This window comes from Raineyella fluvialis, from assembly GCF_009646095.1.
GTDB lineage: Bacteria > Actinomycetota > Actinomycetes > Propionibacteriales > Propionibacteriaceae > Raineyella > Raineyella fluvialis.
Genome location: NZ_CP045725.1, coordinates 11,127 through 26,985 on the forward strand (window position 1 = coordinate 11,127; position 15,859 = coordinate 26,985).

Here is a 15,859-nt window from a genome sequence, read left to right on the forward strand (position 1 = left end):
GGTCCCCTACACACCGTTAATCTGACAGTCTCAGGTACGGACAGGAATCACTGGGCGTGCCCTTCAGCTTCTCGGACCGCATTCAGTTCGATGGCGAAATGCCCCACAGCGCAAAATCCTCAGTATAATTCGTCCAAGGTATTCCATGAATAAGCCAGAAAGCTGCAGCACGCGCAGCAAACTCAGTTGGCGAATCGGTGGGAACCCCAGGAAGACCATAGTTCACCATGACCGGAGTCACCGGAAACATGATCGGGGTAGGAATGCCGGGGATTCCACAGGAATATATAGCCCATGGTCGAGTGTCGGCGGTACCCATTCGAGCCGAGATATCCCACTGGTTACTCATGGCTGACCACGTGCTGCCCACGTCATCAACAAACTTAGAGCCAGTCAGGTCAGCGAGTGCCGGAAATGCAGCTCCGAGGACGCTGCCTAAATCACCCTCCACGCCGGGAAGCGAAGTCGACCCAAACCACGTGTTGTTGACGATTACCTGCGAGTCGTACAGCGGAGCACATGGAAGGGTGTTGTAGAAGTAGCTCGTACCTTGGTCGGCAGTGCCTGCGCGGGCCACATCGAAGGCCTTAGTCGTATTGATAATCTTGCTCTCATTGACAGTCAAGAGAGTAAATTCAGCAACATGGATAGCCGTCTGCGCATTATCAAACAGTGCGTACTCTATCTTGTAGTCTTTGCCGCGGCCGACGTCGACTAGGGTGCCTCCATGGAATGGAGTGGCGGTCGTGTACGCCCCGTCACCATTCGTATCCCCTCCAAATCGATCATCTCGGGGGTCTGTGAAGATGATTGGATTGTCGGCTGTCCCGATTGCCGTCAGCGATCCGTGTGCAGTGAGAGTTCCCTTGAGGATGACGCCCGGGGTAATTGTCACTTGTCCGTTGGAAATGAACCCACCGGCTTGGCTATCTGATCCGAGATTGTATGCCGAAACTCCGCCGTCTGGTGACAGGGTGAGTTGGCTCCCGGTCGGGGCCGAGGACAGCGACAGACCAACAGCCCGTTGGTTGGGGGTGCCTTGGAGCGTGTTCACGTCAGGCCCGGTGAACGGAACACCGGTGATATCGCCAACTCGGTACAGATCCAGGCCCAACCGCCAGTGGTGGGTGCGATGGTGTTGCGTTGGATCACCGGCCGCGGCGCGGAGTACACGTTGACACGGGCGTGGATCGTGTTGTCGGTCAGGGTCAACGTCGAATGACTCAAATCAGTGGAGAGCGAGGAGGCGAACACCTGGTCGGTGTGGTCGATCACCACATGCGCCATATTGATGACGACATTCCCACCCGGGGTCATGACCGCCCCTTGATTCTTCGGTGTGGTGCCGTAGCCGCCCGTCGCTCCGCCGGCGGTGTCATCCGTCACCGAAGTGAAGATGATCGGATGGTCCACCGTCCCCACCGCATTGAGCGTGCCACTCGCCCAGAAACCGTCGTTGCCGTCGCCCTTCAGGATGACGCCGGGAGCGATGGTCAACTCACCTTGCTGGTACATGTTTGTCACGTTGTAAGCAGACACGCCGCCGTCATTTGACAGGGTCACTTTGGTACCTGCGAGAGAGTGCGCCTCCTTCAGGCTGACCATCCGTTGGTTGGGGGTGCCTTGGAGCGTGTTCACGTCAGGCCCGGTGAACGGAACACCGGTGATATCGCCAACTCGGTACAGATCCAGGCCCCAACCGCCAGTGGTGGGTGCGATGGTGTTGCGTTGGATCACCGGCCGCGGCGCGGAGTACACGTTGACACGGGCGTGGATCGTGTTGTCGGTCAGGGTCAACGTCGAATGACTCAAATCAGTGGAGAGCGAGGAGGCGAACACCTGGTCGGTGTGGTCGATCACCACATGCGCCATATTGATGACGACATTCCCACCCGGGGTCATGACCGCCCCTTGATTCTTCGGTGTGGTGCCGTAGCCGCCCGTCGCTCCGCCGGCGGTGTCATCCGTCACCGAAGTGAAGATGATCGGATGGTCCACCGTCCCCACCGCATTGAGCGTGCCACTCGCCCAGAAACCGTCGTTGCCGTCGCCCTTCAGGATGACGCCGGGAGCGATGGTCAACTCACCTTGCTGGTACATGTTTGTCACGTTGTAAGCAGACACGCCGCCGTCATTTGACAGGGTCACTTTGGTACCTGCGAGAGAGTGCGCCTCCTTCAGGCTGACCATCCGTTGGTTGGGGGTGCCTTGGAGCGTGTTCACGTCAGGCCCGGTGAACGGAACACCGGTGATATCGCCAACTCGGTACAGATCCAGGCCCCAACCGCCAGTGGTGGGTGCGATGGTGTTGCGTTGGATCACCGGCCGCGGCGCGGAGTACACGTTGACACGGGCGTGGATCGTGTTGTCGGTCAGGGTCAACGTCGAATGACTCAAATCAGTGGAGAGCGAGGAGGCGAACACCTGGTCGGTGTGGTCGATCACCACATGCGCCATATTGATGACGACATTCCCACCCGGGGTCATGACCGCCCCTTGATTCTTCGGTGTGGTGCCGTAGCCGCCCGTCGCTCCGCCGGCGGTGTCATCCGTCACCGAAGTGAAGATGATCGGATGGTCCACCGTCCCCACCGCATTGAGCGTGCCACTCGCCCAGAAACCGTCGTTGCCGTCGCCCTTCAGGATGACGCCGGGAGCGATGGTCAACTCACCTTGCTGGTACATGTTTGTCACGTTGTAAGCAGACACGCCGCCGTCATTTGACAGGGTCACTTTGGTACCTGCGAGAGAGTGCGCCTCCTTCAGGCTGACCATCCGTTGGTTGGGGGTGCCTTGGAGCGTGTTCACGTCAGGCCCGGTGAACGGAACACCGGTGATATCGCCAACTCGGTACAGATCCAGGCCCCAACCGCCAGTGGTGGGTGCGATGGTGTTGCGTTGGATCACCGGCCGCGGCGCGGAGTACACGTTGACACGGGCGTGGATCGTGTTGTCGGTCAGGGTCAACGTCGAATGACTCAAATCAGTGGAGAGCGAGGAGGCGAACACCTGGTCGGTGTGGTCGATCACCACATGCGCCATATTGATGACGACATTCCCACCCGGGGTCATGACCGCCCCTTGATTCTTCGGTGTGGTGCCGTAGCCGCCCGTCGCTCCGCCGGCGGTGTCATCCGTCACCGAAGTGAAGATGATCGGATGGTCCACCGTCCCCACCGCATTGAGCGTGCCACTCGCCCAGAAACCGCCCTTGACGATGACCCCCGGAGCTATCGTAAGCGTCACCCCACGCGGCACATTGAAAGTGCCATCGCTGACGTAGGCGATCGCGCAGTCGCTCGTCCAAGTGGTGTCAGAGGTTAGGGACCCGGAAACGCGGATGATCTGCTTCACACACGTGTAGGTGAACGAGCCGGTCTTGGTGGCCTGGCCACCCGGGGTCTGGACGACCACATCGACCACACCCGCAGCATGGGCCGGAGCCACCACCGTCAGACTCGTCGCCGAGTCCACCGTCAAGCCCGTGCCCGCGACACCACCGAACGTGACTCCCGTCGCGCCGGTCAGGTTCTGGCCACTGATCGTGACCTTCACACCACCACCGACATCACCCTCGGCCGGCGACAGACCCGACACCACCGGCGCCGGAACCGGCGGGACCTTGTAGGTGAACGAGCCGGTCTTGGTGGCCTGGCCACCCGGGGTCTGGACGACCACATCGACCACACCCGCAGCATGGGCCGGAGCCACCACCGTCAGACTCGTCGCCGAGTCCACCGTCAAGCCCGTGCCCGCGACACCACCGAACGTGACTCCCGTCGCGCCGGTCAGGTTCTGGCCACTGATCGTGACCTTCACACCACCACCGACATCACCCTCGGCCGGCGACAGACCCGACACCACCGGCGCCGGAACCGGCGGGACCTTGTAGGTGAACGAGCCGGTCTTGGTGGCCTGGCCACCCGGGGTCTGGACGACCACATCGACCACACCCGCAGCATGGGCCGGAGCCACCACCGTCAGACTCGTCGCCGAGTCCACCGTCAAGCCCGTGCCCGCGACACCACCGAACGTGACTCCCGTCGCGCCGGTCAGGTTCTGGCCACTGATCGTGACCTTCACACCACCACCGACATCACCCTCGGCCGGCGACAGACCCGACACCACCGGCGCCGGAACCGGCGGGACCTTGTAGGTGAACGAGCCGGTCTTGGTGGCCTGGCCACCCGGGGTCTGGACGACCACATCGACCACACCCGCAGCATGGGCCGGAGCCACCACCGTCAGACTCGTCGCCGAGTCCACCGTCAAGCCCGTGCCCGCGACACCACCGAACGTGACTCCCGTCGCGCCGGTCAGGTTCTGGCCACTGATCGTGACCTTCACACCACCACCGACATCACCCTCGGCCGGCGACAGACCCGACACCACCGGCGCCGGAACCGGCGGGACCTTGTAGGTGAACGAGCCGGTCTTGGTGGCCTGGCCACCCGGGGTCTGGACGACCACATCGACCACACCCGCAGCATGGGCCGGAGCCACCACCGTCAGACTCGTCGCCGAGTCCACCGTCAAGCCCGTGCCCGCGACACCACCGAACGTGACTCCCGTCGCGCCGGTCAGGTTCTGGCCACTGATCGTGACCTTCACACCACCACCGACATCACCCTCGGCCGGCGACAGACCCGACACCACCGGCGCCGGAACCGGCGGGACCTTGTAGGTGAACGAGCCGGTCTTGGTGGCCTGGCCACCCGGGGTCTGGACGACCACATCGACCACACCCGCAGCATGGGCCGGAGCCACCACCGTCAGACTCGTCGCCGAGTCCACCGTCAAGCCCGTGCCCGCGACACCACCGAACGTGACTCCCGTCGCGCCGGTCAGGTTCTGGCCACTGATCGTGACCTTCACACCACCACCGACATCACCCTCGGCCGGCGACAGACCCGACACCACCGGCGCCGGAACCGGCGGGACCTTGTAGGTGAACGAGCCGGTCTTGGTGGCCTGGCCACCCGGGGTCTGGACGACCACATCGACCACACCCGCAGCATGGGCCGGAGCCACCACCGTCAGACTCGTCGCCGAGTCCACCGTCAAGCCCGTGCCCGCGACACCACCGAACGTGACTCCCGTCGCGCCGGTCAGGTTCTGGCCACTGATCGTGACCTTCACACCACCACCGACATCACCCTCGGCCGGCGACAGACCCGACACCACCGGCGCCGGAACCGGCGGGACCTTGTAGGTGAACGAGCCGGTCTTGGTGGCCTGGCCACCCGGGGTCTGGACGACCACATCGACCACACCCGCAGCATGGGCCGGAGCCACCACCGTCAGACTCGTCGCCGAGTCCACCGTCAAGCCCGTGCCCGCGACACCACCGAACGTGACTCCCGTCGCGCCGGTCAGGTTCTGGCCACTGATCGTGACCTTCACACCACCACCGACATCACCCTCGGCCGGCGACAGACCCGACACCACCGGCGCCGGAACCGGCGGGACCTTGTAGGTGAACGAGCCGGTCTTGGTGGCCTGGCCACCCGGGGTCTGGACGACCACATCGACCACACCCGCAGCATGGGCCGGAGCCACCACCGTCAGACTCGTCGCCGAGTCCACCGTCAAGCCCGTGCCCGCGACACCACCGAACGTGACTCCCGTCGCGCCGGTCAGGTTCTGGCCACTGATCGTGACCTTCACACCACCACCGACATCACCCTCGGCCGGCGACAGACCCGACACCACCGGCGCCGGAACCGGCGGGACCTTGTAGGTGAACGAGCCGGTCTTGGTGGCCTGGCCACCCGGGGTCTGGACGACCACATCGACCACACCCGCAGCATGGGCCGGAGCCACCACCGTCAGACTCGTCGCCGAGTCCACCGTCAAGCCCGTGCCCGCGACACCACCGAACGTGACTCCCGTCGCGCCGGTCAGGTTCTGGCCACTGATCGTGACCTTCACACCACCACCGACATCACCCTCGGCCGGCGACAGACCCGACACCACCGGCGCCGGAACCGGCGGGACCTTGTAGGTGAACGAGCCGGTCTTGGTGGCCTGGCCACCCGGGGTCTGGACGACCACATCGACCACACCCGCAGCATGGGCCGGAGCCACCACCGTCAGACTCGTCGCCGAGTCCACCGTCAAGCCCGTGCCCGCGACACCACCGAACGTGACTCCCGTCGCGCCGGTCAGGTTCTGGCCACTGATCGTGACCTTCACACCACCACCGACATCACCCTCGGCCGGCGACAGACCCGACACCACCGGCGCCGGAACCGGCGGGACCTTGTAGGTGAACGAGCCGGTCTTGGTGGCCTGGCCACCCGGGGTCTGGACGACCACATCGACCACACCCGCAGCATGGGCCGGAGCCACCACCGTCAGACTCGTCGCCGAGTCCACCGTCAAGCCCGTGCCCGCGACACCACCGAACGTGACTCCCGTCGCGCCGGTCAGGTTCTGGCCACTGATCGTGACCTTCACACCACCACCGACATCACCCTCGGCCGGCGACAGACCCGACACCACCGGCGCCGGAACCGGCGATTTGTGCGTGCTGTTGTTATTCTCTCCGCTGGGTGCGACAGGAGACTGGGTTGCTCTATGTGATTGTGTGCTGTTGGCTGACCCACCAGCCGGCCCATGCACCGTTGAGGCATCAGCCCGTGGAGAGGCATGGTCGCTTGGGGATGTCGTGGGTGTCGTGGGTGAAGTCGGATCGCTGGTGACCGCCCGTGCCTGCGTCGATGGAGCTTGGGTGGCAGTTATACCGGCGGGAGATGGCATGTTGGTTCCGACCCCGCTCGTCGTGCCGCAACCTGATGCCAAGAAGAGTATGGCCGCCGTAAGTATCGCACCGATCGGATAGACCGTGCGGATTGGCCTGCACTTCATCCCTGCCCCCATCAAGACGATGGACCCCCCAATGGCGTCTCACCGCGGAGGCTACTGCAAGATGGGTCAAGTCCCTTTGTGTGGTGTAACCGTGTTGTCTCTGGGGTGGTTGTTGGTCAGGCAGTCAGGAAGAGCTCGGGGTGGGCGGGTTCTGCGTGGTCGTGGAGGATGTGGGCGAGTTTTGCGCATGGAGACCTCGGAGAAGTTGAAGCGCCCCAGGTTCTCTGTGGGACTGCTCACATTTTGGTTGACTCGTGTTGCGGGTCTCAGGCTGCGAGTGCGACCTGAGGGATGGTGTTGATGGTCTCGTATTCGATCGGGGTCAGGCGTCCCAGGCGGCGTTGCCTGCGTCGGCGGTGGTAGGTCCGTTCGATCCAGGTCACGACGGCCAGGCGGAGCTGGTCGCGGGTGGCCCAGCGGCGCCGGTCCAGGACGTTGCGTTGCAGGAGGGCGAAGAACGATTCCATCGCGGCGTTGTCAGCGCTCGAGCCGACCTGTCCCATCGACCCGGCCAGATGGTAGGCCTTCAGATCGCGCAGGAAGGCCTTGGAACCGAACTGGCTGCCCCTGTCGGAGTGGACCACGCAGCCCCGGGTGGACCACGCAGCCGGCGCTGGGGCGGCGCCGTGCGACGGCGTTGCGCAGCGCGGCGACGGCCAGGGACGCCTTCATGCGGGAGTCGATGGAGTAGCCGACGATCCGGTTGGACCAGGCGTCCTTGACCGCGCACAGGTAGAGCTTGCCCTCGCTCGTGTGGTGTTCGGTGATGTCGACAGCCAGAGCCGGTTCGGCCCCTGCGCGGTGAATTGGCGCTGCACCAGGTCGTCGTGCGCCGGTGGTCCGGGACGGCGTCCCCGGTAGGCGGCCTTGCCGAAGACCGACCAGATCCGCTGGGCCGAGCACAGCCGCCACACCCGCCGCTCCGAAGCGACGATGCCGCGTTCGGGCAGCTGGTCGGCGATCAGCCGGTAGCCGAACTCGGGGTTGTCGTGGTGGACGTCGAGGGCGGCGTTGATCAGGTGCGCCTGGTCCCATTCCCGCTGACTGACCGGGTTCGCCCGCCAGGCGTAGCACGCCTGCTTGGAGAACCCCAGGACCCGGCAGGAGACGCTGACAGGGATCCCGTCGGCTGCCAGGTCGCCGATCAGCGGGTAGGACCTTTTGGGGGCAGTTCCTTGGCGAAGTAGGCCGCGGCCCGGCGCAGGATCTCGTTCTCGGTCTCCAGCTCCCGGGTCCTCTTGTGCAGCGCCTTCAGCTCCGCGTCCTGTTGGCCGGCGCGAGGGCCTCACGTCCGAACAGGCGTCGACGTCGTCCTGGGCCAGCCAGCGCTGCAGTGCGGACTTCGAGACACCGAAATCGCGGGCGATCTGCTCGACCGGGGCATCAGAGGCCCGCGCGGCACGCACGATGTCACGACGGAACTCGTCGGGGTACTTCCTCGGCATGGGGTGATCCTTCCATGAGCCGGCTCCCACCAGCTCGTATCAGGAGTCAACCAAACCTGCAGCAGTCCCCGGCGCCCCCTCGGCGCGTAGGGACGTCCTTGGCCATGACCGAGCACCCTCCGGAGCGTCGACGCCTCAGGGCCGCCCTCAAGGGAGTGTGACTCTTAACAATTCGATTCCGGTCTAATAACTGACTGATCGGTCTAAATAGCCAAACCTCCGCACAAAAAGCCAGGTTCCGTGGAACGACGGGTCATCGGAAGGTATCGGCTTTCAACCAACCTGACTCGCTTGGGGGTTGGCAACCTCTCTCGATCGCGATGTCACCCCAAGGGCCCGGGATATCCTCAAACTTCTCACCGGCGAGGGTGTGCACTAATTTGAGCCAACTCGGGTTCGACTCTGACGCGCGGCAGCCAGCGCGGGCCTGAATCGGTCATCGGCGTCAACAATGCCTGCGTCAACTCTACGTGCGACGACTCACCATCCACAGGAGGAGGGCACCCATGCCTGCCGCAATCCCACCAATGACGAACATGCTAGCCCGGCTTGCCGAGCGGTCAAGATTCGGCAGATTGTCCGCGATTAGCAGCGCTGTAAAGGTTAAGCCCGCTGCCGTGGCCGTGAAGAGCGCAGCCTGGGTGCGCTCATTCATTTCGTGTTTCCGTAGGCGCACCACCATGTCACCGAGTTGGTAACCCAAGTACCCAGCGAGACAGACCGAGAAGAGGGCGTGGTACCAGCCCGCGGCGTTGAAGACGTGCGGGGCAGGGAGAGTCCAGTTGAGGTCTGGGTTAGGGTCGGCCAGCCAGGCCGCTTGAGTGGCGAACATCACCCCCGCCAATGTCAGCGCACCGCAGACGCCGCCAATCATTCCGCCAGGTGCCTCGGGAAGGCTGACGCGAGCGACGCTGAGAGCCCCCACAACAACTGGAAGGCAGAACGCGTCGCCAAGAGACGATGAGAGATAGGAGTAGAGGCCACGATGAAGTGTCCGAGATCTCTCAACGATCCAAAGTAAGTTCATAGTGCCGAAGCCGGCAACAGCTGTCAAGGTGGCCGGAATCATGCCACTGTGCTTCATACCGAAACCCTCCCGTAGTCCTGCGCTCGCTAGTCTAAGGCCTAGCAGCAGCAACCGGACCGATCAGCGTGGGGGCAACGCATGTCGAACCTACCTCTTGCTTCCCTTCTTGTATTCATTGGACTGGGCGCCCCAGCCGTGGTTCTTGAGTGGGGACGTTCAGGTCATGTCAGGCCACATACGGTTGCCAGGTTCCTTGCGGTGGTACTACTCGGCTCGGCGGCACTGTGGGCCTCAACCAGATTTCTCGACTGGGCGCTGGTTGGCCTGCCCACGGCAATCCTGTTGTCAGTCTACTCGGTGAGGCTCAACCTCAGATCCGCACGGGATCTCAATCCAGGACCTGGAAACCCTAAAAGAAACCTCAATGCGGCATTCACAGAGCGCTTCCCACTAGCCGCTCTTGGAATCTGGCTATACTTGGGCTTTGCGCCCGCCCTCACCACGACCTTACACCTACAAGCCAGCGACAAATTCCTGACACTCGGCATAGGCGGGTTCATACCATTCTTCGCCGCTTGGATTCGCCGGACCTATCGCATGGCCATGGTTGCACGAAGCCGGTTCAATCGCCGCCAGAAGGATTCCCTCTTCGGCTCCCTTTACGTCTACTATGGATTCCTTGGGTCGGCGATACTTCTGATGGGGTGTCGCCTACTTGACTACCTATACGCGGCGAATAGCGTCGCATTCCTCACGACAACTATGACTGTCGCGACCGTTCTGTTCGCCTTGGGAATCCTGCTCAGCACCTTCCCGGAGAGAAATCCTGTGCTACGTTGGTCCCCAACGGTCGCCTACTCTTGTTCGGCAGCCTTGGCCGTATCGGAGATCGCCACCCTAGGTGCGCCAAAACTTGGACCATTGGCGGCGGCGCTGCTCGTCGCGTTTACCTTGGCCGACGGCGTAGTCTCTAGCTCACACGTCCTGCATCTCGTGCCAGCGACGCCGCCGCGTCTCGTGCGCGTTCTTGCGCCGACTTTGGTGGGGGCGACGGGGCTTTACTGGTATGTCGCTCGAGTCTGGGCCGTGAGTGCTGGCGGCCGGGCTTCCTCCGCGGACCAAGCCGGCTACCTCATCATCCTGGGGCTCCTGACCCTGACGTCCCTAGCACTCGTCACCCACCGATCGTTCGCCACGTTGGGGAGTCGCTGGCTTACAGAGAACTCTGGGACTTTCAACGCGTCACACGACTCTCTGCTCGCCTACGCATGCATCCTGCTTGGGATGGTGATCCCACTTCAGTTGCTGGAGTTCAGGCCCCCTTCCGGGCTACTGGATTTTGTCAGTTTAGTCTACTTGGGGGGCCCGGTAGTGCCTACATCCTCGTCTGGTTCGCACTCAAGAACCATAAGCACCACATCGCAGCGCCCGCGAAGATCTTCCGTCCAGACGTGGACCAGTTGACAACCGACAATGTGGAAGATTGGGATCGCCGAATGCGCCACCGACAATTCAGGCAGGCGGCCAGCCTCGTGGCCGTCACCCTGAGCGGCTGGGTCTACTGGGCTTTCGTGATCAGCCAACGAATCTCCTCCGGCCATATCGACTTCTGACAGGAATGAGGTGGGCGCGTTGTCGGGGGACGACAACGCTTTACGATGACGGCTATCCATTCGACATCCCGAATTTCTCCCGCCCGTGCCTGCACCCCCAACAAAGGCCCATACGATCTGACTGAGGCGACAGTACCTCTCGGCCACACGCCGAGCAGTAACGGCGGTTGGCGAACCGTGCGGCCGCCTTCTCGGCCGTCGGGGGATGTTGCCAACCAGCGTCCCGCTCAGATACGCACCGGGGACACGGGCATGCGCCCCGATGCATCCCAGGCCGATGGGCCTCACTCAGAGCGACGGAAAGCAAGTTCTCATACTGGCCACCGGGGGCAAGCTCTCGGATGTACCAACAACAACAGGGGTGAAAACCGCATCGCTGACACTTCGTCATTCCATTTCCCCATCCGCCTCACGATTGCGGAGTAAGTCGAACAACTCGTCCTCTGTAATCGGCCTGGCATCGCTGGTCCGACTGGACATCGTTCGAGGGGACACCGCAGACTTCATGCTTCTCAGTTCGGTGTCCGCTCTGAGCGCGGCCGCCGGGATCGCGTCTCCCTTCGAGTCAACACCCTTTTCAAAAGCTTCCGGCCCATGAGCGACAACTACGGCGACGTCCTCGTCGGGTGTCCGCCGCTCCGGTTCTAATGAGTAACTGCTGTCGTTAGTGCCTTGCCTGTCCTTGCCTGTCCTATGTCTAGCTCTGGACTCGTCCTCAGTGACGTCACGTGACAGGCCCGAATCAAGGTCGGCGTTCGGCGCGGCTGCGCGCCTCGCCGACCTCCTCCGGCCCTGTCGTTCGCGGTCATTTGCACCCGAGTTCACCCACCTCGTGAGGATTCGGCAGCGAATATGCCTCTGGCTAGGTGATTCTCTCGTCCGGAATGGTGAAAGGGGTTACTAAGAACTCCTTTGGGGCCGGTAGTCTGCCCCGGTGGGGTCCCGGTTCGTGCGGAAGGTCAGGACCGCGTCGGGAGCCGTCGCGGTTCAGATCGTCACGCGTGAGGGCCGCCAGGTTGTCGCGGTCGATCATGTCGGTTCGGCGCATACCGACGCTGAGTTGGGGCTGTTGCTGGCCGCGGCCCGGGCGCGGCTGGTCCCCGATGGTCAGGACATGCTGGACCTGGGGCCGGTCGAGCAGGCTGGTGCGCGGCTGGGCGATGTTGCCGACTGGACCCGCCCGGCCGACACGCTGTCCGTCGAACCGTCCGGTGGGCGGCCCCGTCAAAAGGTCGCTGGCGGGCGGGTCTCCGGGACGGCGTCACTTCTGTTGTGGGATTTGCTGGTCGAGGCCTATGGCCGGCTCGGGTTCGAGGCCGTGGCAGACGCCACGTGTCGGCGTACGACCTCATGTGTCGTGGTGGGTACGACCTGATGTGTAGGTCGGTTCCGGCGAGTTAACCCCTTGCTCGCCCGTGTGTGGGTGGGCCACCCTTCGATTCGTCAACCGCCAAGAAGACGAGACCGAAGGGTGGCTTACCCCCATGATCCTGGATGAGGAGTCCTGGATGAACATCCGCCGTTTCCGCGTCCTGCACCAGGCAGGCGCGACGTATGCCGAGATCGCCCGTGAGTGCGGGTGTGACTGGCGCACCGTCCGTAAGTACCTGACGGCCGACGCTCTGGTCGGCCCTCCGAAGGCCCCGCCGAGGGCGGGGACCCAGCCGGCGCTGATCACCCCGTTCGTCTCGGTGGTCGAGGGCTGGCTGCGCGCCGATATCGGGTTGAAGGCCAGCGTGATCCATGAACGACTGGTCGCGCAGTACGGCTTCACCGGCCACTACCAGCGGGTGAAGATGTTCGTCGCGACGGCCCGGCCCCGGATCAGCGCCGAACTGGACGCCGACGACGAGAACCGGCTGACCGGCCTGCACCGTCGCTTCGAGACCCAGCCCGGGGTGCAGGCCCAGGTCGACTGGGGCGATGAGGGCGATCTGCTCGCCCATGTCGGGATCGGACACGTGTACTCCTTCCACATGGTCCTGGCACATTCCCGCGACCCGTTCTGCCTGTTCACGACCAGCACCGACCTGGCCACGTTCTGGGAGGCCCACCGCGCCGCGTTCGACCACTTCGGCGGGGTCCCGGCCCAGATCGTCTACGACCGCACCAAGACCGTGATCAAACGCCACGTCGCCCCCAGGGCGCCGGTCCCGCTCCATCCCGAGGCCGCGGCGTTCGCCGATCATTACGGCTTCGACATTGATGTCCTGGCCGCCTACCGGCCCACCGGCAAGGGCAAGATCGAACGCCAGGTCGACATCGTGCGCGACCACGTCGTCGCCGGGCGCCGGTTCGACTCCCTGGCCGAGCTCCAGACCGCTTTCACCGACTGGCTCGCGATCCGCCGCGCCCAGGTCCACCGCACCCACGGTGAAGTCATCGCCGTGCGCGCCGAGGCCGACCGCGCCGCCCTCGCGCCGATCCCGCCACACCCGTATCTGGTCTGTGAGTCCCACCTGCGCCGCGTCGGCAAGGACGCCCTGGTCTCCTTCGAAGCCAGCTTCTACTCGGTGCCCGCCGCCCGGATCCGGCCCGGCCAACGCGTCGCCGTCCGGGCCGGCGCCGACACCCTCACCATCCACACCCTGACCCCCGACCCCGACGGCACAACCCTGCTCACCACCCACACCCGCGCCACCCGCCGCGGGCAGTGGGTCATCGACCCGGCCCACTGGGACGGACTGCCCGACGGCCACACCCGCGCGACCGTCATCGAACTCCCCACCCGACCCGCCGCCGCGAGCGTCGACGGCGCGGGGACGGGCCCGCTCGCAGCCGTGGTCGCTCATCACCGTGCCGATGTTGCCGTGGCCCGCCGTGACCTGGCCGCCTACCAAGCCCTCGCCGCCGGACGGGGACGGGCGTGAGCAGCCTGACCGTCGACCGGATCCGCGCCAACGCGACCCGGCTGGGCCTGACCCACCTCACCGACACGATCACCGAACTCACCGACCGGGCCGAGACCGCCCAGATGGGCTACCTGGACTTCCTCGACCTGCTGCTGGAAGAGGAAGCCGGGATGCGCGAGGCCCGCCGGTTCACCAACGCACTGAAACTGTCCGGCCTGCCCCACCACAAACGCCTCGACGAGTTCGACTACGCATTCCAGCCCGACCTCGAGCCCCGCAAGATACGAGACCTCGCGACCCTGGAGTTCGTCCGCGCGAAGTCGAACATCGCCCTCCTCGGCCCGCCCGGGGTCGGGAAGACGATGCTCGCCGTCGGCCTGGCCGTCGCCGCCTGCCAGGCCGGGTTCTCGATCTACTTCACCACCCTCGACGACCTCGTCCGCCGGCTACGGACCGCGGAGACGACAGGCCGGTTCAACCGCCAACTCCAGACCTACCTCCGACCCTCCGTCCTCGTCGTTGACGAGGTCGGCTACCTCCCCTTGGACCGCGACGAGGCGAACATGCTGTTCCAACTCGTCTCCCGCCGCTACGAACGCGGCTCCCTGATCATCACCAGCAACAAATCCTTCGTCGAATGGGGCAGCGTGCTGGGCGACGAAGTCCTCGCCACCGCCATCCTCGACCGCCTCCTGCACCACTGCGACGTCATCACCATCAACGGCCCCAGCTACCGACTCAAAGACCACCACGCCCTCGTCAACGACCCCGACCACCTGACATGATGACCACGCCGGAACCGACACGTCAGCCCGTACTCAACACGACACGTCAGGCAGTACCCCGACACCACGTTCCGGGCGTTGGTGTGCGCGCGGATCATCGAGCCGACCTCTAAACGCGACACGTTGCGCGTGTTGGGCGACGTCGGTGTCCCGGCGCCGGCGTTGAACACCCTCTACCGGTGCCTGCGCCGGGTCCAGGAACGCGACTACCGCGACCGCTTGGCGCGCGCTTGCGCCGGATATTCGGCTGCCGCGACAGGGACCGGTGGCCTGATCCTCTACGACGTCACGACCCTGCACTTCGAGAACGACAACGAGGACGACCTGCGTCGGGTCGGCATGTCCAAGGAGCATCGGGTCGATCCGCAGGTTCAGGTCGGGCTGCTGGTCGACCCGTCCGGGTTCCCGCTCGAGGTGCACCTGTTCGATGGCAGCATCGGGGAGACCAAGACCTTGATTCCGGTCCTGCATGCCTTCCGGGACCGGCATGGGTTGGCCGAGGTCGTGGTGGTCGCCGACGCCGGGATGTTGTCGGCGGGCAACCTGAACGCCCTGGAGGATGCCGGCTACTCCTTCATCGTCGGCTCCCGGCTGACGAAGGCGCCCTACGACCTGGCCGACCACTTCGAACGCCACGGAGACTGGTTCGCCGACGGGCAAATCCTGGAATCGAGTCGGGTGATGGGGACCGGGTCGGCGGGGCGGGCCCGGCGGATCGTCTACCAGTACTCGTTCAAGCGCCGTAAGCGCGACGACAAGGCGATCGATGCCCGCCTCGTCCTCGTCGCGGGCCATCGTCCATATGGCGTCTGGCCACTCCTCCAGTGCGGACGACTCGGCGCGAGCCTCGGCGTCCGTCAGTTTGGAGACGTCAACCAAGGCCTCAAGAGTAACCGTTGCCGACAAGCCGTCAGCAACGTGCGCAACGTCGGTTCTGAGGCGCCTAACCTCCCCAAGAAGCTTCGGTCGCACGCGGGAGTAGTTTTCCTGCGGTGTCATGGTGATTTAGCGCTGTTCCCATTGCCCAGCGGTCGGGATTCGCTCGGCCAGGGCATCCACATCATTCAGGTCCACGCGGATGAAACGGGGGCCAACCCGGTAGGCCGGGAGGATGCCTGCACTAATCCACTCGCGAACGGTACGCGGGTTGATTCCCCCGCCGATGTGGGCGGCGGCCTCGCTCATTGTTGCCCAACGGGGGGCGTTGGTGTGTGCCGATACGGTCGGCGTCGTGATGCTCATTGTGCCTCTTGAGCCTTTTGCTACG

At 64.3% G+C, this 15,859-nt stretch carries 9 protein-coding genes and 2 pseudogenes; 6 read left to right on the plus strand and 5 right to left on the minus strand.

Going from position 1 to position 15,859, the window contains the following annotated elements; genetic code table 11:
• Positions 1–82: 82 nt before the first annotated feature.
• From Rai3103_RS00035 to Rai3103_RS00050, 4 genes and pseudogenes are all read right to left on the minus strand, one after another.
• Positions 83–1,054 (minus strand): hypothetical protein, encoded by a 972-nt coding sequence (locus tag Rai3103_RS00035; protein ID WP_153570847.1) that lies wholly within the window; start codon positions 1,052–1,054, stop codon positions 83–85.
• Positions 1,051–6,882 carry an IPT/TIG domain-containing protein gene (locus Rai3103_RS00040; RefSeq protein WP_153570848.1) on the minus strand — a complete coding sequence of 1,944 codons (5,832 nt, stop codon included), beginning with the start codon at positions 6,880–6,882 and terminating at the stop codon, positions 1,051–1,053. The genes Rai3103_RS00035 and Rai3103_RS00040 overlap by 4 nt, the downstream gene beginning before the upstream one ends.
• Before the next feature lie 254 nt (positions 6,883–7,136).
• Positions 7,137–8,315: pseudogene (locus Rai3103_RS00045) on the minus strand (IS3 family transposase).
• A gap of 466 nt (positions 8,316–8,781) precedes the next feature.
• On the minus strand, positions 8,782–9,399 hold the full coding sequence (locus Rai3103_RS00050; RefSeq protein WP_153570849.1) for a hypothetical protein: 618 nt from the start codon (positions 9,397–9,399) through the stop codon (positions 8,782–8,784).
• 81 nt (positions 9,400–9,480) lie between these two features.
• Here Rai3103_RS00050 and Rai3103_RS00055 point away from each other — a divergent pair, with 81 nt between their 5' ends.
• From Rai3103_RS00055 to Rai3103_RS17170, 6 genes and pseudogenes are all read left to right on the plus strand, one after another.
• Complete coding sequence (locus tag Rai3103_RS00055; protein WP_153570850.1) at positions 9,481–10,806, plus strand: hypothetical protein; 1,326 nt, start codon at positions 9,481–9,483, stop codon at positions 10,804–10,806.
• Positions 10,794–10,955, plus strand: a complete 162-nt coding sequence (locus Rai3103_RS00060) for a hypothetical protein (RefSeq protein ID WP_153570851.1) — start codon at positions 10,794–10,796, stop codon at positions 10,953–10,955. Before Rai3103_RS00055 ends, Rai3103_RS00060 begins: the two co-directional genes overlap by 13 nt.
• 934 nt (positions 10,956–11,889) lie before the next feature.
• Complete coding sequence (locus Rai3103_RS00065; RefSeq protein ID WP_153570852.1) at positions 11,890–12,330, plus strand: hypothetical protein; 441 nt, start codon at positions 11,890–11,892, stop codon at positions 12,328–12,330.
• Between the two features lie 133 nt (positions 12,331–12,463).
• Positions 12,464–13,825 carry an IS21 family transposase gene (istA, locus tag Rai3103_RS00070; RefSeq protein ID WP_153570853.1) on the plus strand — a complete coding sequence of 454 codons (1,362 nt, stop codon included), beginning with the start codon at positions 12,464–12,466 and terminating at the stop codon, positions 13,823–13,825.
• Positions 13,822–14,592 carry an IS21-like element helper ATPase IstB gene (istB, locus tag Rai3103_RS00075; protein ID WP_194793193.1) on the plus strand — a complete coding sequence of 257 codons (771 nt, stop codon included), beginning with the start codon at positions 13,822–13,824 and terminating at the stop codon, positions 14,590–14,592. Before istA ends, istB begins: the two co-directional genes overlap by 4 nt.
• 51 nt (positions 14,593–14,643) lie before the next feature.
• A pseudogene (locus Rai3103_RS17170) lies at positions 14,644–15,372 on the plus strand (IS1634 family transposase); the annotation flags it as partial.
• A 225-nt stretch (positions 15,373–15,597) separates the two neighbouring features.
• Here the strand turns inward: Rai3103_RS17170 and Rai3103_RS16830 are convergent.
• Entirely contained in the window at positions 15,598–15,834 is a 237-nt protein-coding gene (locus Rai3103_RS16830) for a helix-turn-helix domain-containing protein (protein ID WP_194793335.1), read from the minus strand.
• Positions 15,835–15,859: the final 25 nt, after the last annotated feature.